The organism is Bacillus sp. LQ16 (assembly GCF_057784645.1).
The window spans coordinates 3066222-3090974 of the sequence record NZ_CM173491.1 but is presented as its reverse complement, the minus strand read 5'-3'; the positions used below and the strand labels follow the sequence as shown (position 1 = coordinate 3090974).

The 24753-nt window shown below is 35.4% G+C and carries 23 protein-coding genes, 2 pseudogenes and 1 riboswitch; of the genes and pseudogenes, 18 read left to right on the top strand and 7 right to left on the bottom strand.

Annotated elements, in window-relative coordinates; translation table 11 throughout:
* Nucleotides 1–34: 34 nt before the first annotated feature.
* Both AC3EMB_RS15535 and AC3EMB_RS15530 read right to left on the bottom strand, forming a co-directional pair.
* A complete protein-coding gene (locus AC3EMB_RS15535; protein ID WP_095690580.1) occupies nt 35–367 on the bottom strand; it encodes a hypothetical protein in 333 nt (110 codons plus the stop codon).
* A gap of 722 nt (nt 368–1089) precedes the next feature.
* Complete coding sequence (locus AC3EMB_RS15530; RefSeq protein WP_095690581.1) at nt 1090–1482, bottom strand: VOC family protein; 393 nt, start codon at nt 1480–1482, stop codon at nt 1090–1092.
* 111 nt (nt 1483–1593) lie between these two features.
* On the opposite strand from AC3EMB_RS15530, the gene AC3EMB_RS15525 reads away from it, so the two are divergent.
* Together AC3EMB_RS15525 and AC3EMB_RS15520 are read left to right on the top strand one after the other, a co-directional pair.
* On the top strand, nt 1594–3903 hold the full coding sequence (locus tag AC3EMB_RS15525) for an AAA domain-containing protein (RefSeq protein WP_488517118.1): 2310 nt from the start codon (nt 1594–1596) through the stop codon (nt 3901–3903).
* A 76-nt stretch (nt 3904–3979) separates the two neighbouring features.
* Nucleotides 3980–4081, top strand: a riboswitch (SAM riboswitch).
* 88 nt (nt 4082–4169) lie between these two features.
* Nucleotides 4170–5375 carry a M20 family metallopeptidase gene (locus AC3EMB_RS15520; RefSeq protein ID WP_000501365.1) on the top strand — a complete coding sequence of 402 codons (1206 nt, stop codon included), beginning with the start codon at nt 4170–4172 and terminating at the stop codon, nt 5373–5375.
* Between the two features lie 166 nt (nt 5376–5541).
* Here the strand turns inward: AC3EMB_RS15520 and AC3EMB_RS15515 are convergent, their stop codons facing one another.
* Entirely contained in the window at nt 5542–5982 is a 441-nt protein-coding gene (locus AC3EMB_RS15515; protein WP_001178563.1) for an Lrp/AsnC family transcriptional regulator, read from the bottom strand.
* A gap of 169 nt (nt 5983–6151) precedes the next feature.
* Between AC3EMB_RS15515 and AC3EMB_RS15510 the strand changes: the two genes are divergently transcribed.
* From AC3EMB_RS15510 to AC3EMB_RS15490, 5 genes are all read left to right on the top strand, one after another.
* Nucleotides 6152–6916: an SDR family oxidoreductase gene (locus AC3EMB_RS15510; protein WP_488517117.1), complete on the top strand. Its 765-nt coding sequence runs from the start codon at nt 6152–6154 to the stop codon at nt 6914–6916.
* A gap of 281 nt (nt 6917–7197) precedes the next feature.
* Nucleotides 7198–7794 (top strand): TetR/AcrR family transcriptional regulator, encoded by a 597-nt coding sequence (locus tag AC3EMB_RS15505; RefSeq protein ID WP_001042196.1) that lies wholly within the window; start codon nt 7198–7200, stop codon nt 7792–7794.
* Nucleotides 7795–7856: 62 nt separating this feature from the next.
* Complete coding sequence (locus AC3EMB_RS15500; protein ID WP_488517116.1) at nt 7857–9005, top strand: MFS transporter; 1149 nt, start codon at nt 7857–7859, stop codon at nt 9003–9005.
* A gap of 358 nt (nt 9006–9363) precedes the next feature.
* Nucleotides 9364–9930, top strand: coding sequence for a TetR/AcrR family transcriptional regulator (locus AC3EMB_RS15495; protein ID WP_001072312.1), 567 nt, complete (start codon nt 9364–9366; stop codon nt 9928–9930).
* A 58-nt stretch (nt 9931–9988) separates the two neighbouring features.
* Complete coding sequence (locus tag AC3EMB_RS15490) at nt 9989–11845, top strand: alpha/beta fold hydrolase (protein WP_488517115.1); 1857 nt, start codon at nt 9989–9991, stop codon at nt 11843–11845.
* 175 nt (nt 11846–12020) lie between these two features.
* Here AC3EMB_RS15490 and AC3EMB_RS15485 read toward each other — a convergent pair.
* A pseudogene (locus AC3EMB_RS15485) lies at nt 12021–12169 on the bottom strand (IS4 family transposase); the annotation flags it as partial.
* Between the two features lie 247 nt (nt 12170–12416).
* On the opposite strand from AC3EMB_RS15485, the gene AC3EMB_RS15480 reads away from it, so the two are divergent.
* From AC3EMB_RS15480 to aiiA, 4 genes and pseudogenes are all read left to right on the top strand, one after another.
* A complete protein-coding gene (locus tag AC3EMB_RS15480) occupies nt 12417–12728 on the top strand; it encodes an ArsR/SmtB family transcription factor (RefSeq protein WP_050845349.1) in 312 nt (103 codons plus the stop codon).
* A gap of 120 nt (nt 12729–12848) precedes the next feature.
* Nucleotides 12849–13937, top strand: coding sequence for a saccharopine dehydrogenase family protein (locus tag AC3EMB_RS15475; RefSeq protein WP_095690587.1), 1089 nt, complete (start codon nt 12849–12851; stop codon nt 13935–13937).
* A gap of 242 nt (nt 13938–14179) precedes the next feature.
* Nucleotides 14180–14332 (top strand): annotated as a pseudogene (locus AC3EMB_RS15470) (GNAT family N-acetyltransferase); the annotation flags it as partial.
* 291 nt (nt 14333–14623) lie between these two features.
* On the top strand, nt 14624–15376 hold the full coding sequence (gene aiiA, locus AC3EMB_RS15465) for a quorum-quenching N-acyl homoserine lactonase AiiA (protein ID WP_440607091.1): 753 nt from the start codon (nt 14624–14626) through the stop codon (nt 15374–15376).
* 231 nt (nt 15377–15607) lie between these two features.
* Here the strand turns inward: aiiA and AC3EMB_RS15460 are convergent, their stop codons facing one another.
* Nucleotides 15608–17038 carry an IS4 family transposase gene (locus tag AC3EMB_RS15460; RefSeq protein ID WP_488517114.1) on the bottom strand — a complete coding sequence of 477 codons (1431 nt, stop codon included), beginning with the start codon at nt 17036–17038 and terminating at the stop codon, nt 15608–15610.
* A gap of 233 nt (nt 17039–17271) precedes the next feature.
* Between AC3EMB_RS15460 and AC3EMB_RS15455 the strand changes: the two genes are divergently transcribed.
* Nucleotides 17272–18192 carry a Nif3-like dinuclear metal center hexameric protein gene (locus AC3EMB_RS15455; RefSeq protein ID WP_088119836.1) on the top strand — a complete coding sequence of 307 codons (921 nt, stop codon included), beginning with the start codon at nt 17272–17274 and terminating at the stop codon, nt 18190–18192.
* A gap of 382 nt (nt 18193–18574) precedes the next feature.
* Here the strand turns inward: AC3EMB_RS15455 and AC3EMB_RS15450 are convergent, their stop codons facing one another.
* A complete protein-coding gene (locus tag AC3EMB_RS15450; RefSeq protein ID WP_488517113.1) occupies nt 18575–19120 on the bottom strand; it encodes a dihydrofolate reductase family protein in 546 nt (181 codons plus the stop codon).
* Nucleotides 19121–19469: 349 nt separating this feature from the next.
* Between AC3EMB_RS15450 and AC3EMB_RS15445 the strand changes: the two genes are divergently transcribed.
* From AC3EMB_RS15445 to menA, 6 genes are all read left to right on the top strand, one after another.
* Nucleotides 19470–19979, top strand: a complete 510-nt coding sequence (locus tag AC3EMB_RS15445; protein ID WP_053564035.1) for a DinB family protein — start codon at nt 19470–19472, stop codon at nt 19977–19979.
* A gap of 512 nt (nt 19980–20491) precedes the next feature.
* Nucleotides 20492–20797, top strand: coding sequence for an arsenical resistance operon transcriptional regulator ArsR (gene arsR, locus AC3EMB_RS15440; RefSeq protein WP_000046016.1), 306 nt, complete (start codon nt 20492–20494; stop codon nt 20795–20797).
* Nucleotides 20798–20857: 60 nt separating this feature from the next.
* The gene (locus AC3EMB_RS15435; protein WP_089171391.1) at nt 20858–21295 is read left to right on the top strand and encodes an ArsI/CadI family heavy metal resistance metalloenzyme; all 438 of its coding nucleotides are present in this window, start codon (nt 20858–20860) and stop codon (nt 21293–21295) included.
* An 18-nt stretch (nt 21296–21313) separates the two neighbouring features.
* On the top strand, nt 21314–22354 hold the full coding sequence (gene arsB / locus AC3EMB_RS15430) for an ACR3 family arsenite efflux transporter (RefSeq protein ID WP_089171390.1): 1041 nt from the start codon (nt 21314–21316) through the stop codon (nt 22352–22354).
* 25 nt (nt 22355–22379) lie between these two features.
* Nucleotides 22380–22784, top strand: coding sequence for an arsenate reductase (thioredoxin) (gene arsC, locus AC3EMB_RS15425; protein WP_089171389.1), 405 nt, complete (start codon nt 22380–22382; stop codon nt 22782–22784).
* Nucleotides 22785–23063: 279 nt separating this feature from the next.
* Nucleotides 23064–23975, top strand: coding sequence for a 1,4-dihydroxy-2-naphthoate polyprenyltransferase (menA, locus tag AC3EMB_RS15420; RefSeq protein ID WP_000526090.1), 912 nt, complete (start codon nt 23064–23066; stop codon nt 23973–23975).
* A 79-nt stretch (nt 23976–24054) separates the two neighbouring features.
* Here menA and satA read toward each other — a convergent pair whose 3' ends face one another.
* Nucleotides 24055–24612, bottom strand: coding sequence for a streptothricin N-acetyltransferase SatA (gene satA / locus AC3EMB_RS15415; protein WP_001054996.1), 558 nt, complete (start codon nt 24610–24612; stop codon nt 24055–24057).
* Between the last annotated feature and the right edge of the window lie 141 nt (nt 24613–24753).

Here is a 24753-nt window from a genome sequence, read left to right as displayed (position 1 = left end):
CATAATTCTTGTTATTGGAAGTCGTTTTGAAATTCTATATGTTTACTTTTTTCTTGTTCTTACGAATAAACCACAACACCACAGTTAAAAATAATAAAAAGCTCAGTAAAAAGAGCGGTATTTTTTGAATAAAGAAAAATCCTTTCCAAAAATCTAACCTAGTACTATCAGGAGAATCTGTTGCCATCCCACCTATAAAAAAAGACAACGGAATAGTAAGTATATTTATCCCTAAACCGATCATTACGAATGATAGATTTTTACTCCAGATTTTTGGTAATGCAGCCATAATAAATAAAACTAATGCAGTAACAATTATAAGAAACAGTACTCCAAAATAAAATGCAAAATATAAAAAAATTCCCATAATCCCCCTCCAAGACTTTAATTGTACCATCAATAAGGGCAATTTTGGATGAATATGATATTCGTATATAGTTAACACAACGCCCCATTATCGGTAGCAAATAATTTCATAGAATCCTTGTATGTACAGGGGTTCTTGTTTTTTGTCTATGTATCTCTTATATAGGATTTTATACATCATTGGTATAGCGGGGATATGAGGGATCCTCGCTTTTCTTTTTTTCATAAAATTTTGTATGAAAACAGTTGAGTTATAATGCTTTATGCTGAAAAATAAAAACTTTTCTTTGAATTTGAAAAGAAGGTGTTACTTTGTCAAGTGTTGAAGAAAATGAGATAGCAACTTTTGCTACAGATAGTGTAGCGGATACAGAACACGAACTTCATCACATGAGGGTCATCCGAAATCGGTACTTGAGTTAATTGTCAGCTGAGGTCTTTGGAATTGAATTGACGGGTAACTTTAACAAAATAAGGAGTACAATTAAACAGCCTCAAATATGCAAGTTTTTATGCGGAACTGCTTGCGTATTTTGGCTATTTTTGCATTCGTAAAAGATACTGCTATAAGTAAACAGCATTTTTGAATTGCAAAATACCCCCATGACATCAATAGTATAAGTACCAAAAAACGATAATAAAAACTGTCTTCATCAGTTTCTACTCCTTATGTGGATCATAAAGTTATTATCCCGTTTATTGTGGGCTGACTAAAGTTTCCCTTTATCTCTCCGTCTCAAAAAACTCAATCCACTCCCCATCAGGACCAGCGAAGAATATGTAACGTGTTCCATCTGGTAATGTTTCGATTTCTTCTCCTAGTAAAAAGGTTACGCCGTGTTTTAGTATTCTTTCAATTTCATCCTCTAATGAATCTACCTTAAAGCAAATGTGATGTACTTTTCCTTCTGCTGGCAAGGAAGAATTGTAGCCTTCAATGAGTTCGAGTATCGTTTCTTTCGATTCTTCCACACCTAAAAAAGCGAGTTTTAAATCTGGATTCGGGTGCCCCATACGTTTAAGGAGCTGTAAGCCGACTACTTCTTCATAAAATGAGATAGATGCTTCTAAGTTTGCAACCATAAGTCCTACGTGTTCAATTCTTCTAACTGGCATGTAGATTCCTTCTTTCTGAAAATTATATACAATATATTATTGAAAATTAAGAAAATAAGCAAGATAAAAACCTTACAAATTTTAGCGTGTTGTATGGTATAGTGAGAAAGTATGTTTGGGGAGAAGGAAGGAGATTATACGATGAATACAACTACTCAAACTCCTTCATTATCAGAAACGATGAAAGAGTGGCATTATGCATTAGCATATGAAATTAAACATTGGAAAACGATAGGTGGTAGTAAAATTTCTATCATGAACGGTCGTTTTTTATATACAGATTATGAGAATACAGTGTATATATTTCAGCTTATTTCGGAAGTAAGCTTACCTGAAGGTTCACCAATTCGAATTGAGTTCGATGGTGAGGAAGCGACAGGAGAAGTATTATCTGTACATGGATTAGAAATAGAACTGAAATTAAATGATTATATACAAGGTGAAATAAGAGAAGCGGTTTTATACAGTGAACCGTGGCAACTTTTAGAGCAACTGCAAGAGCGATTGAAAGAAGCACGTAAAGATAAGCTGAAACGTAATCGTATAAAGCGTCTTGTTGATGGGACGAGCAGTCCGAAACATATTGAGAAGATGAAAAATCCAAAAAATGAACTGGCATATCGTTCGTTTTATAATCCGACAACGTACGTATGGGGACCGCCGGGAACAGGGAAGTCTTACAATTTATCACGTATTATTTCGGCTCATTATCAAAAAGGAAAATCGGTACTTGTGTTAGCTCATAGTAACGCGGCAGTAGACGTATTAATGAGTGAAGTAACGAAGCAAATTGAAAAGAAAAAGAAATGGACGCCTGGCGAAATTGTTCGTTACGGTTATAGTCAGCATGAACATATACGAAATCATGAAACGTTACTTGCATCTAAGTTAGTTGAAACGACGAACGGATCATGGGGTGAGGAAAGACTCTACTTAGAAGAGACACGCCAAGATCTTCGTGAAAAAATCTTATCGTATAAAGCAACATCTGCTGATAAGAAGCGTATACAAGAGATTGAAAGTGATCTTCGAAAGCAAAAGGCTAAAATTAAAGAAGTAGAAAAAGAGTATATTGAAAATGCGAAAGTAATTGGTGCAACTTTATCGAAATGTGCCATTGATTCACTTATTTATGAGCGTACATTCGATTTAGTTGTCGTAGATGAAGTGAGTATGGCGTTCGTTCCGCAAATCGCATTAGCTGCTTCACTTGGAAAACGTATCGTTGTTTGTGGCGACTTTTTACAATTACCTCCAATTGCGATGGCAAACCATGAACTCGTTCGCAAATGGCTTGGGGAAGATATGTTTTACCACGCTGGGATTGTTGATTCTGTAAATAAATCAGAAGCGCATCCGAACCTATTTATGTTGCAGGAACAAAGACGTATGCATGCGGATATATCGAAGTTTACAAACTCATTTATTTATAAAAATAGAGTATACGATCATCCGTCTGTTTCAGAGCGTAAAGAACTTGCGCAATTGCAGCCGTTCGCAAATGAAGCGAGTGTTTTATTTGATACGAGCCAAATGGGAGCTTTTTCGTTAAAAGATGCTGCTTCTGGTTCACGTTTTAACATTATGTCTGGTTTAGTAGCGATGCAAATGATGTTAATCGGATTGTTAGACGGTGTTCAGTCTATTGGTGTTGTGACACCTTACAGGGCGCAGTCACGCTTTTTATCGACGTGTATTAGAGAAATGTTGCAGAGAACGAAATATCAAAACATACCAGTTTTAGCGGCGACAGTTCATAAGTTCCAAGGTTCTGAAAGAGATATGATGATCTTTGATACAGTTGACAGTTATCCGCAGGAACGACCTGGCGTATTATTCTTTGATCACAAAAACCATCGCCTCGTCAATGTAGCAGTGACAAGGGCGAGAGGGAAGTTCATTCAATTATCAGATTGCCATTATATGCGTAAAAATCTTTCTAGAAAACAAGCGTTATCGCAATTAACAGCTCATATAGAACGTCATGGAGATGTGTATGATCGCACGACATCAAGACAATTGTGGGAACGGAAAATTTCGAAACGTTTACGCTGGTTTATGGAAATGAATCTTGAAGAGCCGAAAGGGCTATTAAAAGATATTCTAGCCGCAAAACGAAAAATTATTATTTCACTTCCAAGTACAAAACAAGTGGATAAGCGAGTATGGCAAGCGTTAATGCGTACAAATGCACAGATAACAGTTTATAGTGATGGACCAGTTCCACTGAAAAATGTAAAGTTACAAAGACAAAATAAAGCATTCCCGTTTATCGTAATTGATGATGAAATCTTCTGGGCAGGCGCACCGCTTACATCTCAAATGATGTTTGAAGGTAGTGCGGAATTTCCGTACGTATGTGCAAGACTGCAAGCACCAGAAACAATTGGTGTATTAAAAGGATTTTTAGATATTCGGTAAATTCGGATAGGAATTCCTTGACTTTTACTTAGAATGAACTTAGAATAAAAAATAATTTAATATAATTTTATGAAAATTCTTATCACGAGAGGTGGAGGGACTGGCCCTATGATACCTCGGCAGCGGATTCGTTATGAATACTGTGCCAATTCCAGCAAGGTAACTTGAAAGATAAGAAAGAAGCTCATTTTGACTGTATATACAGAAGCCTCTTTCTATCTTTTAGAAAGAGGCTTTTTTATGTGAAAATAAAAGGAGGAAGAACAATGGGAGCGACAGGAGTAACGTCACAAAGAAAAACAATTGAAGAGAGTATCGAAAGAAATAAGGAAAAGTACATAGAAACAAGTCATGATATTCATGCGAATCCAGAGATTGGTAACCAAGAGTTTTATGCATCTAGAACGTTAAGTTTATTGCTAGGCAGTGCAGGATTTCAGTTGCAGCACAATATAGCTGGACATGAAACGGGATTTATCGCGCGAAAAAGCTCTGGAAAACAAGGACCAGCAATCGCATTTTTAGCGGAGTACGACGCTTTACCAGGACTAGGCCATGCGTGTGGTCACAATTTAATCGGCACAATTAGTGTTGCAGCAGCAATTGCATTATCAGAAACGCTTGAAGAAATTGGCGGGGAAGTTGTTGTGTTTGGTACGCCAGCAGAAGAAGGCGGGCCAAATGGTAGCGCGAAATCAAGTTATGTAAAGGCAGGTTTATTTAAAGATATTGATGCGGCGCTTATGATTCATCCGAGCGGAAAAACAGCGACAACGAGTCCTTCACTAGCAGTCGATCCACTTGATTTTCATTTTTACGGAAAAACAGCTCATGCTGCAGCTTCGCCAGAAGAAGGGATTAACGCATTAGATGCGGTTATTCAGCTTTATAACGGTATTAATGCACTTCGCCAACAACTTCCGTCAGACGTGAGAATTCATGGCGTCATTACAGAGGGAGGAAAAGCACCTAATATTATTCCTGACTATGCCGCAGCAAGATTCTTCATCCGCGCAGCAACGCGAAAAAGATGTGCAGAAGTAACAGAAAAAGTAAAAAACATTGCTGAGGGAGCAGCGTTAGCAACAGGTACAAAAGTAAAAATTCATCAATTCCAAAATGAAATCGATGAATTACTCGTAACAAAAACATATAACGATATCGTAGCGGAAGAACTAGAACTATTAGGTGAAGATGTAAATCGTAAAGAAAGAGTAGGGATCGGTTCAACCGACGCAGGAAACGTAAGTCAAGTCGTACCGACAATTCATCCGTACATTAAAATCGGACCAGATGATTTAATTGCACATACGAATGAATTTAGAGAAGCAGCACGTTCAGAACTTGGAGATAAAGCATTAATTACATCGGCAAAAGCATTAGCAAATACGGCGTATCGATTAATTACGGAAGAAGGGTTGTTAGAGAAGGTGAAGGAGGAGTTTAGAGAGGCGCAGAGGAATCAAGGGTAAGGGGATTAAAGTGCTCTTTTCAAAGAGTAATCTAATTAATAAGTAGAGATACAAAAAGAACATTGAAATATCAATGTTCTTTTTTGTTTACTAGTCATTGATTTTGTTGGTTTTTCTCAAGAAAGAGAAACTTTTACTGTTAGTGAGGATAATACGTATCCCTTTATCAAAACGACAATTTCTCCTCAAATTCACTCTTTAATACTATTAAAGGAGATGACAAGCCAAATTGCATTAAGGAGTCTAAAAATGCAGCGAGGGAATCCATCGAATCGCTCATGACCTTCATCATATAATTAAATTCCCCACTAATTCGAAATAAATCTGTTACTTCAGGAGCTGCATTACAATACTGGATAAAATCAGAGCATTGGCTCGTTTTAAACATGATGAATGCTTGAATGTTTTTATTAATTTTTGCAGGCTCAAATTTCGTTCGATAAGCCGCTATAACTCCTTGATCTTCAAGCTTGTTAATACGTTCTTTTACAGCAGGTTGCGTCATGGATATAATTCGTCCTATTTCTGAAACAGAAATTCTCGCATTTTCATACAACAAGTTCATAATTTTATGATCGATTTCATCCAGTTTTACGGCGTTTTGCATTGTGTAGCCTCCTTATTTTTGTTTTCTAAAGTAAATTACGAATTATAACTATAATATCATAAGTGAACGGGCTAAATTACCTATAAATCTATATTTAAAATGATTGGTGTTTGCATGAAAATATAAGTATAGATTTTTATCAAACAGAAATTTAGGAAGGATGGAAAAAATGAAGAATCTTGATGGAAAAGTAGCGTTAGTAACAGGGGCGAGTCGCGGAATTGGTCGTGCGATTGCGATGAGATTGGCAAACGACGGTGCATTAGTTGCGATTCACTACGGCCGAAATAAAACAGCTGCAGATGAAACGATTAGTGAGATTGAATCTAATGGAGGAAAAGCGTTCTTAATTGAAGCTGAACTCAATTCAATTGATGGTGTCAAAAAGCTAGTAAAACAGTTAAAGAATGAATTACAAATAAAAGTTGGTACATCAGAGATTGATATTTTAGTAAACAATGCAGGGATAGGTACACAAGGAACGATTGAAAATACGACAGAAGAAGTTTTTGATGAAATTATGTCTGTGAATATTAAAGCACCATTCTTTTTAATTCAGCAAACATTACCATTAATACGAGCAGAGGGTCGCATTATTAACATTTCATCAGCTGAAGTAAGGCTTGGTTTTACAGGCTCAATTGCATACGGCTTAAGTAAAGGTGCGCTTAATACGATGACACTGCCTCTAGCTAAACACCTTGGAGAAAGAGGTATAACAGTGAATACAATTATGCCTGGATATACGAAGACAGATATCAATGCAAAATTGCTAGATAATCCAGAAATACGAAATTTTGCTACAAACTCATCTGTGTTCGGGCGAATAGGGCAAGTTGAAGATATTGCAGATGCAGTAGCATTCCTTGCTTCTTCTGATAGCCGCTGGGTAACGGGGCAGATTTTAGATGTTTCTGGTGGGTTTTGTTTATAGGGGCACTACTCCATACCTATCAAGATAATCAAGTAAATTACTAGTTATGAAACGATCCTTGTTTCATAACTAGTAATTTATAGAAAGGTAGGGATGATAAAGAAGTCTATTAAAACGTGATTTTTTCGCTAGGCAATTTGAATAAGGGGGCTATTTTTTATTATTCGTAATCTAAAATAATCAAATTTTATTTTACAGTAACAATAAAACAAAATTATTGACCGCATGGTACAAAAAGGGTATTCTATTCATGTTATCTTTAAAATGAGAGGAGGATACGATTGAATAAACGCGGCAGACCTCGAGAGTTTGATTATTCCTCAATTGTAGATGTTGCAATGAAAACATTTTGGTTAAGAGGATATGAAGGGTGTTCTACACAAGATTTATGCAGTGATACAGGACTTGGAAAAGGAAGTTTATACAATACTTTCGGTAGTAAACATGAACTGTATAAACAAGTATTAGAACGCTACCATGAAATTGGGATTAGGGAACAAAGGAAATTGTTACATACTTCAATTCCAGTTAAAGAACGATTAAGTAATTTTTTTGAATGGGCATTGAAAGAAGACTTTGAGAATATGGATCAAAAAGGATGTTTATTGATTAATGCCAGTATAGAACGTGCTAAAAACGATTTAATGGTACAAGAAATTTTCTCGAAGCATGTTGAACTTCTTAAACAAGCTATTGAAACAGTGATGGAGGAAGGATTGCAAACAGGTGAAATTTCAAAGAAGCAATCAGCTGAGGAATTAGCTAGTCTGCTTTTAAGCAGTTATTACGGATTCCGTGTTCTTAATGTATCGATGCAAAATCGGATGTTGTCTGAACAAGTTATCAAAGGAACAATAGAGTCTATTTGTGGCGCTTAGTGCGCTCTTTTTTCGCACTATTTTTGTACCGATCATTACAATAATGAATAAGGAGTGTTTTTATGCCATCGATTATTTATTTATTAGCTTTAGCAATCTTTTGTATGACTACATCAGAATTTATGGTTGCAGGTATGATGAATGAACTTGCTCTTGCATTCCAGGTTCCTGTATCATCTATTGGGTATTTAATTTCAGCTTATGCAGGAGCAATGGTAATAGGAGGCCCCATTTTAACTGCAATCCTCTTACGAATGCGCAGCAAACAAGCATTATTGTTTTTAATGTTCATATTTTTAATTGGTCAATCGCTCGGAGCTATCGCTTGGAACTATGATATTATGATGATTTCACGTATTATAACTGGTATTGCTTCAGCTTCAGCTTCAGCTTTTGGAGTTGCGATTTCCTTTTCTGCGACATTGGTTCACTCTGATTCAAGGGGAAAAGCTGCATCAATTGTACTTGCAGGTTTAATGTTCGCAACTGTATTAGGTTTACCTATAACGACCGTTATTTCGCAATATTTTGGCTGGCGTATTAGTTTTGGGGCTGTTTCTGTTCTTGTGCTAGTATCAGGGATTATGATTCAACGGTTGTTACCATCCTCTTCAAATAAAGAGCAATTAAATTGGAAAGACGAACTTCTGCGATTTAAGAATATTCATCTTTGGGCAGCGTATATAACAAGTATGTTCATTATTGGTGGTACGTTTGCAGCATTTAGTTATTTCACTCCTATCTTTACAAATGTTACAGGGTTTTCAAGTGCAAGTATTCCATATTTACTTGCTCTCTATGGTAGTGCGACGGTAATTGGGAATATAATAATTGGCAAGTTTGCTGATAAATTTACAATGAAAATACTTACGGGTGGATTAATTATATTAATCATAGCGTTGTCTTTATTTGCTTTAAGTGCAGAGAATAAATACATTGCAGTGATTTCTACGATTTTTATTGGTTTAACTGGTGTAGCATTGAATCCAGCTATGGTTGCGAGGGTGATGAAAACAGCTAGTAATGGAATAATGATAAATACCGTTCATAGTTCTTTTATTACGCTAGGTATTGTTATTGGTTCGTCACTAGGTGGTATTGGGATCAGTAAAGGATATGGTTTTGTATCTCCGCTATGGATTGGAGCTTGTTTAGCTATCCTTGGGGTAATTTCATTATTCCCATATTTACATAAAAGCAAGGCAGATTAAGATGTTTAAAATTTCTTTATATGGGGTACCGCCGCATCACCATCAAGCTAATACTTCCATATTCCCCTAAATTAAAATTTTCTTTCTCTACAGATAGCTATTCTGAGAAGCCGCTCATTTTTTCGTTTTTGAGGCATTTCTTTTTCTTAAGTTGATGGGCAGGTATGGTGACCTCTATTAGACGATAGTGAATGAACAATTTCGGGGTTCAGTTCAACTTTATTCAAAATAAGATTTTTTTGCAGTAAAATTAATGTTAGTGGAACTTTTTTAATCAAACTTTTTTAAAAATTAACATAAATACTTGCAATATTTAAATTAGTACTATATAGTTCTAGTTATGACAAAGATAAAATTAATGAATCAAAAACGTGTGATTGAAGTAGCTGCAACATTATTTTTAGAAAAAGGGTTTGCTTATACAAGTATGGATGAATTAGTACGTGTAAGCAAAGTTTCAAAGTCTAATGTGTATTATCACTTTTCTAATAAGGAAGTATTATTAGAAGGGGTCGTTGATTATTGGATTGAAATGTATCAATCTGCAATTGATGACATACTTTCTCAGAACCAATTTTTAGTTGAAGATCGTATCCAACTGTTTTTAAAGCAATTATCACAAGGAGTTCAGTCGAGAGAGTATAAGGGGAGCTGTCCATTTATTACTCTTTATATTCAAAGTCCTAAACAGGCCACGCAAATAAAAGAAAAAATAGGTCTTTTTTTTACAGGATTACAAAAGAAAGTTTCTCTATTACTTAAACAAGGGGTAGAGAATGGAGAATTTAGAAATACGATTAATATTGATGAGGTTGCATCACTTTTTATTACAAATCTTGAAGGAGCGTTATTTATTTCAGAAACATTGAAGGATGCAACTGTAATCACGAAAACAGCAGATCATTTTTTAAAATTGCTTCGATAAAAGAAGCATTTTTTTTACATCAAATTAGTACTGATTAGTACTAAAAAGGAGATCTTATATGAGAACACTATTTTTAATTGGTGGAACAGGCTTTATTGGAAAGCAATTAGTGACAGAATTAGCCAAAGAGGATGTTAAAATTCTTCTTTTAGTGAGGTCAAAAAGTAAAGCAATACGCCTTTTTCAAGAAAGAGGCATCTTAAAAAAGGAAGTTATGCACTTTATTGAAGGTGATTTGACGAAAATAGATTTAGGTCTAAGTGCTGAAGATAAGGAGAGGGTATTGAAAACGGATGTGATTATTCACGCAGGAGGCCCCATGGATATTCAAGCGACAAGTAAAGAGGCAGCTTCCGTATTTTTAAATGGTGCCAAACATATTAGTGAATTAGCTAAAAGTATTCATCAATTGAAGGGCTTGCAACAATTTATTCATGTTGTAGGTTATATGAGTCCCTTTGATGATAAAAATAGCAAGATTGCAATTGATGTGTTTAAAGAAGGAAACAATTATTTGAAAATAAAAAATCCATATGAGAGAACAAAATTTTTAGCAGATCTTTATATCCGTCACCAGGCAGCGGCAGTAGGTTATCCGCTTTCTGTAATTAATCCGCCAACTGTAGTCGGTAGTAGTAAAACAGGGAGTACAGAGCAGATAGCAGGATTAGGTTTGCTTGTGATGAGTATGCGAAGAGGGCTCATGCCAGTGATTCCTGGAGGTAAGGGATATAGGTTACCACTTATTTCAAACGATGAGCTTGCGAAGTTTATTGTGCAGGTTTTCAGATTGGAGCAACCGACTATTCAAACATATACACTTGTTGAAGACAAACAGTACGATCAGAACATCGCTGAATTATTAAGTATTATGTCGGAAAGTATGAATATGGGGGCACCAAAAATCTTTGTCCCAATGCCACTTATGAAAGCAATTATGAATAGTGGAGTAAGTAAAATAACAAAAATTCCTTCTGATGGACTGAATTTTATTACAAAACGAAAATTTTCAAATGTTTCAGCGAAAAAAATTATGGGAGGAGATTGGTTTAAGGAGACGAATGTAATGAAATTTTTCCCTGCCGTAGTAGCTGATCTGGATTATCGAATGATGTATCAAAATGGCCAACATAATCAATTATTTAAACGAACATTATGCGATAACACTACCCTTTACCAATTACAAGGAGAGGGTAAACCGTTTATATTATTACATGGTTTATTGAGTGATGGAGAGGATTTATTTCCTTTAGCACAAGAGCTTCATGAAAAAACTGGTCAACCTGTATGGATCTTGGATCTTCCAGGTTTGGGACGTTCTCCTTTTAAACTAGAGAAAAATCTTCTAGATATCTATTTGAATGTAGTGAAAAAATTATTGGAGAAAGCTACGAATGGTGCACATCTAATTGGCCATTCATTCGGTGCGTTTATTCTTCTGGAAGCATTGGTACAAGAGTACATAGATAAGAAGTATTCAATCACTTTACTTCAGCCACCTGTTGTTAAAAAAAATGCTAAATTGTTAAATGTTCCTCAATTTATGAACAAATGGACATTAAAACTGGCAACTACTAATTTGATAGGGCGTTATTTATTAAGTAATGGTTTGTTTGAAAGTATCGAGAGTATCCCTGAACATTATATTGAAAAAATAAGAAACAGTTTTACTTCTCCTAGAATTTTAAATACTACGGTTCAGCTTAACAGTTTACTACTGAAAAACAATCAAGGTGATTTCAATGAAGTAACAAAGTATAACCTTCACATTATTTGGGGGGATTATGACAGAGGCTATTCTGCTCCATCGCATCTTGGTAAGGTTGATTTTGTTCCATATGGCCATCATTTTCCTCTTAGCCATCCGAGTGAAACGGCAACATTAGTAATAAAAAATAGTAATATTAGCAGATGAGAGTGTGGGATAAATAAAAAGTGTGTAGTAAGATCGTTGTGTCTTTGAAATAAAATCTTACTGTTTGGGGTCCCGCCACATAGCTATCAAGTTAATATTTTAAATTACCCCCATAACGAAAATTTTATATCACTACAACAGTCATTTATGAGAAGTTAGGCCATTTTATTTATTGTTATGCTGTTTTCTTGTGACACAGAGTACAATTATAGGCAACATCTAAAATATTAAAGACTTTCTTTTTTTCATAACAGTGGAACTTTCGCCGTTTTTCTGTAGGAGGATAAACAGGCGAAGCAGGATTACTTGAGTTGAAAGCTCTTGATACAATCCGATATAAGCTTCGTAAATTTCGTGGGTTTGTCCTGGTTATAGCTGGAATGAATTTGACAATTGTTACAGAAAAAAGAACTGACATTCTTACAAATCTGGAAAATTGATAATGGCTGTTTATGAAACTTTCAATATTTATAATTAAAGTTGGTGCTACTTCTTTATTGCATTAGATAGCAATGTAATTTATAATACGTTTAAATGATTAAATTATTAAACGGAAGGTAATGTTAGCGAAATGAACTGTAATGATAAAGTAATGCATATTTTAGAAAATTTAAGACCATGTTTCCAAGGGTTGGGAGATCCAACTCGTCAGCAAATTGTATCGCTTTTAATTGATAAAGATAGCTTGAATGTGACACAAATTGCGGAGCATATTCCCATGTCAAGACCTACTGTATCTCATCATTTGAAAATATTGAAACAATCAGGGTTACTTCGAGTTCAGAAAAAAGGCACTGAAATGTATTATTGTCTTGAATTTTATGAAACAATAAATCTTTTAAAAGAACTTGTTTCTTTAGTTGAAGATGAATGTAAGAATTAGGTACTCATTTATAGTTTAGGGACAGCTTTTGTCCCTTTTTTTAGCGAAATTATGTTAAAAGGTTTAAGTTTTTAATCATTTAAACATATGATCTCAAACTAATTAAAATGGAGGTTTCAGATGAATAAGAAAACAGTATTAATTGTTGGTGGGTATGGTGTTGTTGGTAGTCAAATTGCTCAAATTTTACATGATCGACATCCTGATTTGGAAATTAGATTAGGAGGAAGAACTTTAGGGAAAGCGTTACCTTTTGAATCAGATAGAGTAAAAATAGTCACTGTAGACAACACATTAGATGATCCGTTAAGAAATTTGGATGATAATTTCACATTAGTTGTTAATGCGGTTAATGACCCGCAAGATAGACTACTTCTATCTGCAGTTCAAAAAAAAATTCCATTGGTTGACATTACTCGTTGGACTGAACGTTTTAAGAGTTCTATTGATCGATTAAAAAATGTTGAGGTCCAATCCCCTGTTGTATTAGCTTCAGGGTGGATGGGAGGGACAGCAGCTCTTTTTGCTAAAATGTATTCAAAAGAACTTCAAGAGGTTACGGTTGATATCAACGCACTATATTCTCTTCAAGACAAAGCGGGACCAAATTCAACAGCATATATGGACCGGTTAACGATTCCATTTGAAGTCAAAGCTCGAGAGGGAATGCGACAGGCTTATCCAATGACTGATCCAATCAAAGTCAGCTTTCCCAACGGTTATATAACCAAATGTTATCGTTTGGATACTCCTGATCACGTAACCCTGCCAGAATCAATTCATGCTGTTTCGGCTAACTTCCGGATTGCTTTTGATAGTAAAATATCTACATATGGACTGGTTTCTCTGGTGAATACAGGAATTTGGAAACTGATCAGTGGAGAAAAATTTAATGACTTACGAAAAAATATTCTTTATAAACCCGGAAGTGGAAGTGCACATAACATAGTTATTCACCTTAAAGGTTATGATGCTAATGGTGTATTGCATAGACGATGTGTGAACATATCAGATCCGTTAGGACAGACACATCTTACTGCTTTAGGAGCAGCTGTCCAAGCAGAGAATATTTTACAAACATCTGATATTGTGGTTCCGGATGCTAAAATTTACTTTCCGGAAAATTTATTAGATTTGGGTATGAATGCATCTGTAATTTTAGATTTTTATAGGGAATATGGGGTTAATATTACGAAAGAAAATATATAAAAGGTATCGTTCTATTCGTGGTAGTACACATATGGCTATCAAGCAAAGAAGAGCAAATACCCCGAATAACTTAATGGCAGTTTAGTTTAATAAGAACCAATGGTAAAATGATGAGAATTAATTATGCTATGGGGCTGGTCAGTTGTAATTTTATAAAGGGGTTGTGAAAAGTTGAAATATCGCAAAGCAAATATCGATGATATTGATAAATTGGTCGAGTTAAGAAAAAAGCAATTAGTTGATTAGTTGATGAAGTTAAGATTTCAGGTATCTCACAAATATGGCTTGGGGCTTCAAAAATGGGTAGACCAGTGTATAAAAAGTTTGGTTTTATGGAAACTGATGAATTTCTAGAATTAGGGTGTTTGTGCCCATCCACCGAAAAAGGGGAATAAGACAAGATATTCAAATGTGGAAAAGTAACTCTAAAATCAACCTTTATTGTATATTTTGGAGTTACTTGACGTTTACTTTTCTACGGAAAGTTGACACTTTTATCCTATGCCTAAAGGCGGATTGAATTCCTGCATAGGCTTTCCAGTATCACTGAATTTGTAAAGAAAAGTTGTGAACATTTGAAAAAATAATGGTTGGAATAATGAAAGGTGAGAAGGAGTTTATTTCTAATAAGCGAAATATTATATTGTAATGTTTTATCCTAAATTATTTGTAAAGGTGGATACATAATGACAGTAAAGAAGCTTTATTTCCTCCCAGCAGGTCGTTGTATGTTGGATCATTCTTCAGTTAATAGTACACTTACACCGGGTAAACTACTAAACTTACCTGTTTGGTGCTATCTTTTGGACACAGAAGAGGGACTTATTTTAGTAGATACAGGTATGCCAGAAAGTGCTCTTAATAATGAGAATCTTTTTAAAGGTACATTTGTTGAAGGACAAGTTTTACCTAAAATGAATGAGAACGATAGGATCATAAATATTTTAAAGCGTGCCGGATATGAGCCAGATGATCTTCTTTATATCATTAGTTCTCACTTGCATTTTGATCATGCAGGAGGAAATGGCGTTTTTACAAATACACCAATTATTGTACAGCGTGCTGAATATGAGGTAGCACTCCACAGAGAGGAATATTTGAAAGAATGTATATTGCCGAATTTAAACTATAAAATCATTGAAGGGGATTATGAAGTAGTGCCAGGTGTGCAATTAATATATACACCGGGACATACGCCAGGGCATCAGTCATTATTAATTGAGACGGAAAAATCAGGTCCAGTGTTGCTAACTATTGATGCATCATATACGAAAGAAAACTTTGAAAATGAAGTACCGTTTGCTGGATTTGATTCGGATTTAGCTTTATCTTCAATAAAACGTTTAAAAGATGTTGTTAAGAAAGAAAATCCGATTATTTTCTTTGGACATGATATGGAGCAAGAAAAGGGCTGTAAAGTATTCCTAGATTATTTGTGATATAGCATATAAAAAGTCATGGGCTCGTTTGAGGTGCCCCCTGAAAGTTAGCTCATGACTTTTTGTTTTGGGTTGTTATAAAATTCTTAAGTTGATGGGCATGGGGTCCCGCCACATGCCCATCAAGCTAACCAAGTAACTTACTAGATATGGAACGATCCTTGGTTCAAAACTAATAATTGATAGAAAAGTAGGCATACTAAAGAAGCCTATTAAAATCTGATTTTTTCGCTAGGCAGCTTGTCTATGCTTCACCGTTGTTTTATACACAATCCCTAGAATATCAAAGACGGTCATTTTCTTATACCGATGACATTTACGACCGTTCTTTTTGAGCAGTAGATAAAGACGATGCAAAATTTTCAAAAGTTCTTCTGTGCCACCGGCTATCGCTTGAAACAGTAACGGAAAGTAATCTTTAATCATATAAATCGCTTTGTATTCACTCAGCTCCTGCTTTGTTTTTTCAAGCAGAAACTGTCGCATTTGAAACATCGTAGAAGAACAGAGGAGAATGCCGATGAGTTGTCCATATAAATGGCACTCTAGGCGTTCTCTTTTAATATTTTTACATTCATCAATTTCAAAAAATGACTTCCACGTTTTAAACAAAATTTCAATCTGCCAACGAAGTGAATACAGTGAGTGCACGTAGTTCATTGGTACTCCTTCTAGAGACGTGTTCGTGATATATACATTCATACCCATTAAACGTTTACTTTTATCCTTCATGACAATGCCTTTTTTCTTTTCACGTATCGCTTGGTTTTTCAGGCGTGTTTGCGTTTGATCATCGGTTAAACGATGGATAATGACACGTGCTGGAAGCTTCTGATTTTGTCCAATGTATGCCTCGGAAATTTCTATTGTTTCACCAGGGATTAGGCTCGACATTATTTGTGTCATATCAAGCTGTATGTATTCTGTTTGCTTTTTTAACGTGCCGTTGTTGAAGTATTCTGGCTCAGGATTCTTGATATAAATGCGTGTATTCAGCTTCAACCGCGAGATATAGTAAGCCTCTTTATCATGAATAGTTTGTAAGTCTCCTAAATCGAAGTAACCAAGATCACGTAAACACAAATCGCCCGCCTCGACGGTTTCAAGGCAGATGGTACCGTATGTTTTATCATTATTCTTTCCTGGACCAAGCTGCACGTTAAGAAATTGACCACTAAGTAAATCATATTCCAATTGGATTTTCACGCCTGCCGTATTACTACTTCCACCTGAACCTTGATAGTCAGTGGCGAAATGGTCAGGCAGTTGAAACACTGTTGCATCTAAAATACGGATACGATTGAAAGTAGAGATCATGTGTGCAGAAAGTGAGTGATTTGAACAGAATTTTTGTTTGAGAAGAGAAGTAAAGACTTCTCGAAGAAATGCGACAGCTGCTGGATTAAAGCGTTGATTCAGTCCTTCTGAGCTCATAAGTACCCCAGTGGAAACTTCTAACTGACTACACAATTGTGTAAGTGATGTGCTAGCAATTTCTTGACTAAGCCATACGCAAAGGGCAATGAGTTCTTTTGCTTGATACTTACTAGATCGCTGCACAAAGCCAACTTGTTTGGCAATATCTTGTAGGACCACTGGAGATAAAAAGTATTGTAGCTCTTGAGCGAAAAGATTCAATCTATTTAAAATGATAGGATTCATCAAAACGCCATCCTTTCTTATAAACTGTTTACAATAAGCATAGCGTTTTTTCATTTTGAAGGTATGATTTTAACTTTGCTTGAAGGGAATGTGGAGGGACCACTTTAAACAACAGGAGTGATTTTTTCATGAAGAAAAATGGATTTTTATGTTAAAATATTTAAAAGAATATAATAATTTTTATTTTTCTAACCGTTTGTATTGAATTATAAAATTTTTGGGGGAATAATTTTATGGTTAAACTAAGTGAAATAGTGTCTAAACTGGACATTGAACTTGATATAAAATCATTTGGGAAGGATTCGGCTTTCAGTCAATTCATACCAATGGTCTATGAACCTTTAAAGTTTGACTGGAAATCAGTTTTTGAAAAAGACTTTGTGGAATTATTTAATGGTCTAATGTTAAAAGGAGATGCAAATGTAAAGAAAATTTTTCTTGCCGTCTTCCCTACAGATGAAGTGTTGGAACGTTTTATAGAAGAAAGTAATAGCGGAGACTTACTTTTTATGCACCATCCCTTATTGATGGAATGTGGAGATCCAAAAGGAGTATGGGGCAAAGGTTTTGTTCCTATAAAAGAAAAATACATTAAACAAATAAAAGAAAAGGAATTATCATTCTATACATGCCATGTACCGATGGATTATCATGCCAATTTAGGTACAAGTGTAGCTATTGCTAAACAATTAAATGCAGAAATTATTGATGGGTTTTTAACAAGTTCTATAAATAATGAAGACCTAGTTCTAATTTGTAACATTGAAGAAAAGAGTACAAGTGAACTAACTTCTCACTTAAAAGAAATATTCGATATTCCATATGTTGATTTTGAAGGTAAGAACATAAATAACGTAAAGAAAATAGCTATCGTTGCAGGTTGTGGCGACAAAGTAAGTTGGATGGAGGAAGCTGAAAAAAGAGGAGTTCAAGCCTATATCACTGGCGAAATCCATTGCCATATTGATAACGAATATGGTAAACAAAGATACAAACAAATGATGGATTATGTTTCTAATACTTCGATGTCTTTAATCGGCGTTTCCCATTCAGCATCAGAATATCTGGTCCATAAAACATTGATGAAGGAATGGTTTGAGAATAACTTTGATATTGAAACAGTTTTAATTCCACAGGAAAAATGGTGGTTATAAAGTTATTAAGTGATATTTAAAAGAGCTTGGGAATTCAAGCTCTTTTTTGCGAATTTAGCTGAGAATTACATCGTGAAAACTAGATGTTTTAGTCTGTGCTTATTGCTGAAGTTTTAGGTTTAGCACCCCAAAAATGAAAAAAACAAGCGGAATTTTCATAAATAATTGTAAAAAAGTAAAATTCTCGTTATGGGGGTGTCTTAAAATCTTAGCTTGATGGGCATGGGGTCCCGCCAACAAGACGCGAATTTTGCACGCTAAGCAAAAAAACAATAAGCTGTCTACATGGACAGCTTATTTACATTATTCTCGTTATTGGAAGTTATTTTTAACTTTTCCTGATCTGAAAGAGTCAATCTTTTTTTATATAATTTATCAATAATTATTCTTTTTTCTCCGGTTGATAGGAAAGAATAACGACACCTGAACCAGTCGTTCTTGTTTCGATCAGTTTTAAAGCCTTTGTATCGTTTCCGGTTTTAAAGAGATGCTTTCCGCTTCCCACGATAACAGGATTGACCATAAAATGATATTCATCAATGAGGTCGTGTTGCATCAATGTCTGTATAAGCTCACCACTACCATAAATTAAAAGGTTCTGACCGGGCTGTTCCTTCAGTTTCGATATTTCTTCTACAATATTACCCTTGATAAGATTTGCATTCCATTCGGTTTTTTCCAAAGTTGTTGAAGCAACAAATTTAGGTATGCTGTTCATCTTATCAGCAAAACCCTCTTCATCAGTCATAGAAGGCCAGGCAGCTGCAAAACCTTGATAGGTTACTCGCCCTAGTAGAAGCGCTTCACTTTCAAACAGTAAATCGGATTGAAACTTTGCTACTTCTTCATTGAAGTATGGAGCAGTCCAAGCTGGTTCCTCCATGACACCATCTAGTGAGAGGTACATCGATACAATTATTTTTCCCATTTTGTTCTCCTTTAGTTTTAAATTGAGATTTTTACATATTGGTAACACAATTATTAATTCTCCAGCTAAAGAAATTCTCCCTTTTTAATAGTTTCGACAAAATGTGTTTATGTATGTTTCGGAATAATCTTATATATTAATAACTTTGAAACATTGTATAACAACTAATTTTTATGCGTTATTGATTAGCATTGCTTATTGTGCTAACGAATTAGGATAATGTGGCGACCGACCAACTAAATAGTTGCTTATCCTCAATTATTAGAAGGAACGTTCTATCATTTCGCGAATTTATTAGACATAGACGAGTGCTATAATTTTCTATATCTACATAAAGAGGTGACTACGCATGAATCAAAGACCGTCAGAAGAAGAATACGCCGGGAGCTCCGGCGAATATATCCGTTTGGTGCTAGGCGGTAACATCATCGACATTCTGCTCGCCCAGGAAAAGCAAATGACCGAGTTCCTGGCATCGTTGACCGAAAGCCAGGCCGCGTATCGGTATGCGGAAGGGAAATGGACGCTGAAAGAAGTCGTGGGCCACATCGCAGATGCGGAACGCGTCATGACCTACCGCCTGCTTCGGTTCGCAAGAGGGGACCAGACGCCTCTGACCGGTTTCGATCAGGAATTGTTCATGCCTCCTTTCGGAAGCTGGACAACTGCGCAATTGGCCGAAGACTACCGGGCCGTACGGCAATCAACAATCACATTGCTGCGCGGGCTACCGGCGGAGGCGTGGACTCGCAAGGGCACAGCCAACAACCTAAGCATTACGGCGCGCGCCCTCGCGTACGGCATCGCAGGACACGAACTTCATCACATGGGGGTCATCCGAAATCGGTACTTGAGTTAATCGTCGGCTGAGGTCTTTGGAATGGAACAAACACCGCTCATACAACCTTAGATACCGTTCTTATTGGGGTCCCGCCCCACAACGATCAACTTAAGGATTTAGACTATTTTTGAAATTAAAAGCACGTTACATTCTCTTATGTTAATGAGAAAGGGTGACGTGCTTTTTATGAATATGCACCAAAAACAAGAGTTATATCGATTTTTCTCATTTTGGGGTAGTTGTTTTTCTTAGATTGAGGGTGGATGGGGCATTACTCTATAATTATCAAGTTAAAATTTAAAATAGTTATAGAGACTCCATTTCTCGGAAATATTGTAACTATTAAGTTGTAAAAAGAACCATAGTTTTTCATTTTTGAAAAGGCTATGGTCTTTTTTAATTGTAATAAAGATATGATGTGAGGAAGTTTTTGTTAATCAAAAAAAATTGATTAATAAGTTGCATAAAGAACTAAACAGCGTATATACTATAAATATCAAAAAAAGTTGATGAAAGGAGAGTGAACTACAATGGCACAAGATTTTCAGCTCTATGAGAAAAAGTTTAAAGCGTTGGCTGATCAAAAGCGTTTAGAGATTATGTATGAACTTTGTCAGCGAGGCCAGACGTGTGTATGTGATTTAACAGAGATTTTTGAAATGACGCAATCCAAGTTGTCCTATCATTTGAAGATTTTATTAGAGGCAGGTTTAATTGTAAAAGAAACAAAAGGTACGTGGAGTTATTATGATTTAAATGATGCGGAAGTGAATAATTTATTATCAGAAGAATTGTGCTGTATCTTTAGAAAAACAGGAAAAGGTAGTTGTTGTTAAAATTTTGAGTTATTAATCAAAAAAAATTGATTAATGATATATAAAGAGGAGGAATAAGGTATGAGATATGTTCACGTCGGTATAAACGTTACGAATTTAGAGAAGTCTATTGAATTTTATGAAAAGGTATTCGGTGTATCACCAGTTAAGGTGAAAACGGATTATGCAAAATTTTTATTAGAAAACCCAGGTCTTAATTTCACGCTGAACGTGCGAGATGAAGTGAATGGAAATCAGGTAAATCATTTTGGTTTCCAAGTGGATACAGCTGAAGAAATTACATTACATAAAGAACGATTAGAAAAAGAAGGTTTCTTCGCGCGTGATGAGATGGATACGACTTGTTGCTATGCGGTGCAAGATAAGTTTTGGATAACAGATCCTGATGGTAACGAGTGGGAGTTCTTTTATACGAAAGCAGATAGTGATGTTCACAAAATAGAAGAGTCATCTTGTTGCACGACTTCTAATGAGATAGCTAAAAATTCTTGTTGTTAATAGGAGATGGAAAATAAAATGAAGCGTTTATCTTTTCTAGACCGATATTTAACACTATGGATTTTTCTAGCGATGGCTGTTGGGATTGGTTTAGGGTTTGTGTTCCCTAGTGTAGTAGACGGACTGAATACATTACAGGTTGGAACGACGTCTATTCCGCTTGCTGTTGGTTTAATTGTAATGATGTATCCACCGTTAGCGAAAGTTCGCTATGAGGAAATGGGCCGAGTATTTAAAGATGTAAAAGTGTTAGTGCTATCTTTAGTACAAAATTGGATTATTGGTCCGGTACTTATGTTTGTGTTAGCAATTATTTTTCTTCCTGATAAACCAGAATACATGGTTGGTCTCATTATGATTGGGTTAGCACGTTGTATTGCAATGGTCATTGTTTGGAACGATCTTGCTGGTGGTGATAAAGAGTATGCGGCAGGTTTAGTTGCTTTTAATTCGGTATTCCAAATGCTCTTTTTCTCAGTTTATGCATACGTATTTGTAACTATAATTCCAGAATGGTTAGGGATTGAAGGTGCTATTGTCGATATTACAATGATAGAAGTAGCAAAATCAGTATTTATCTATTTGGGAATTCCTTTTATAGCAGGTATGTTGACACGCTTTGTACTAGTTAAGTTAAAAGGAAGACAGTGGTATGAAAAGGTGTTTATACCTAAAATTAGTCCACTTACATTACTTGCATTGCTATTTACGATCATCGTTATGTTCTCTTTAAAAGGAGAGATGATTGTTAGCGTGCCACTAGATGTGGTAAGAATAGCGATTCCGTTATTAATCTATTTTATTGTAATGTTTTTTGTTTCTTTCTTTATGGGAAGAAAAATTGGTGCAAACTATCCGGTGACGACAACATTAGCATTTACAGCAGGTAGTAATAACTTTGAGTTAGCAATTGCTGTAGCAGTTGGTGTGTTTGGTATTCATTCGGGCGCAGCATTCGCTGCTGTTATCGGTCCTTTAGTTGAAGTACCTGTAATGATTGCACTTGTAAACGTCGCTTTTTGGTTTAAGCGTAAATATTTTAAAGATCAACTAATATAATTTAAAAACAAAGGCGGAAAACAACATGGAAAACAAAAAAACAATCTATTTCTTATGTACAGGAAATTCATGCCGAAGCCAAATGGCAGAAGCGTGGGGTAAACAATATTTAGGAGATAAGTGGAATATATATTCTGCAGGAATCGAGGCACACGGAGTAAATCCAAATGCTATTAAAGCAATGAACGAAGTAAATATCGACATAACAAATCAAACATCAGATATAATTGATGCAAACATTTTAAATAGTGCTGATTTAGTCGTTACACTTTGTAGTCATGCAGATGCTGTCTGTCCATCTACTCCGCCGCATGTGAATCGTGTTCACTGGGAATTTGATGATCCAGCAGGAAAAGAGTGGTCTGAATTTCAACGTGTTCGTGATGAAATCGGTGAACGTATAAAGCGATTTTCTGAAACAGGGGAATAAATAAAGGTAAGAGCCAATCTTCTATTGTGTTGGAGATTGGCTCTTTTTTATTATGTATTTCATTTACTTATCGCATCGCTTTAAAACCACTCTTAGGAGTAATACAGAATATTATGTGAAGATGGTAAAGTTTCATTTTATAAATTTTACTTTATTAAAAGTTGATTTGTTAGAAAGGATAATCATTTATTGCTATAATGAATGGATGCGTGGCAGGAAATAGATAGAAAGATACTGCTAGTAATTTATACTTCAAATGTAGGGAGATTGAACAGAGTTATGGGGAATGAAAAGGAAATTAGTTCCGCTAAATTAATATGGAAGATGACGCGCCCGCATACATTAACGGCGACGTTTTCTCCTGTAATTTTAGGGACAGTGGCATCACTTTATGTTGCCAAAATTGATTGGCTTTTATTTATTGCGATGATGCTTGCATGTTTAGCGCTGCAAATAGCAACGAACTTATTTAATGAGTACTATGATTTCAAACGTGGATTAGACACTGCTGAATCTGTTGGCATCGGTGGCGGAATTGTCCGTCATGGATTGAAGCCAAAAAATGTGTTAACAGTTGCGCTTTTATTATATGTCGTAGCAGCTTTTATTGGCATTTATATTTGTATGAATAGTAGTTGGTGGTTAGTGGTTATTGGTTTAATTGGGATGGCAGTTGGCTATTTATATACAGGCGGTCCATTACCAATTGCGTACACCCCGTTTGGAGAATTAGTTTCTGGGTTGTTAATGGGGACATGTTTTGTACTCATTGCTTTCTTTATTCAAACGAATACTGTAACGATTGAAAGTGTATTGATTTCCATTCCAATTGGAATTTTAGTAGGTGCAATCAATATGTCAAATAACATCCGAGATATCGAAGAAGATATTAAAGGTGGAAGAAAGACATTAGTAATCCTCCTTGGGAGAGAAAAAGCTGTGGTAACACTAGCGGTAGCCTTTTTCATTGCGTATTTATGGATTGCCGTAATTGTATTAATGGGTTATATAAGCCCTTGGGCATTAGTTATGTTCTTAGGTTTGAGAAAGCCAATTTCTGCGATTCAAAGTTTCCAAAAAGGGGCAAAGGATCCTGGATATATGCGCATCGCAATGAAATCAACAGCGATGACAAATACGATTTTCGGCTTCTTGTTGTCAGCAGGATTATTAATTAGTTATTTGTTTTAAATAACTTAACCCCAATTTCTTGATTTTAATATAGAGAAATTGGGGTTTTATTTTGAGTTTTTTACGTTATAAACTATTATCATTTGAAATGTATATACCAATAAATTGCAACTTCATCACTTGTCTTATCCAAACCTTTATAAACAAGAAAATCAAACCCACCAATTACAAATCCACATTTTTCATAAAATTTACATGCTGCGACATTATTATTTTGCGTTTCAAGCATGATACCTGGCATATTTCCTTTTTTTGCCCACTGCTTTGCTTGATCAACTAATTTTTTGCCAACTCCGATTGTACGATATTTTTTATCTACCGTTATATCCTCTATGTAAGCATAGTGGTTCCAATTCTTTTTCAATACCATTAATCCAATGATTTGGTTATGTAACAGAGCTATGTAAATGACTTGATTAGGTTTATTTATATATTCATTGTAAGCCAGTTCTTCATTATCATCTTGATTTTGTAAATAACTTTTTTCATAACTTGGAACGTCTTCTACTGTATATTCTATGCGTCTATTTCCTTTGGAAAGAGAAAGAATTAACCGAGCATTCACTATAAAACTGTCATCAATCTCCGGGAGATTATCTAAATCATTTGTTTCTAACTCTCTAATTACAAGGTTCATCGGAGTACCTCCACATAATAATATTTCTTCTAGTTCTTCATTTGGTTCAAATGAATTCCAATTACAAAATTATAATAGAATTTCAATAGTACGGCCATCTCTGTATTTTATCTTTATACCGGTATGCTATTATCTTGATGT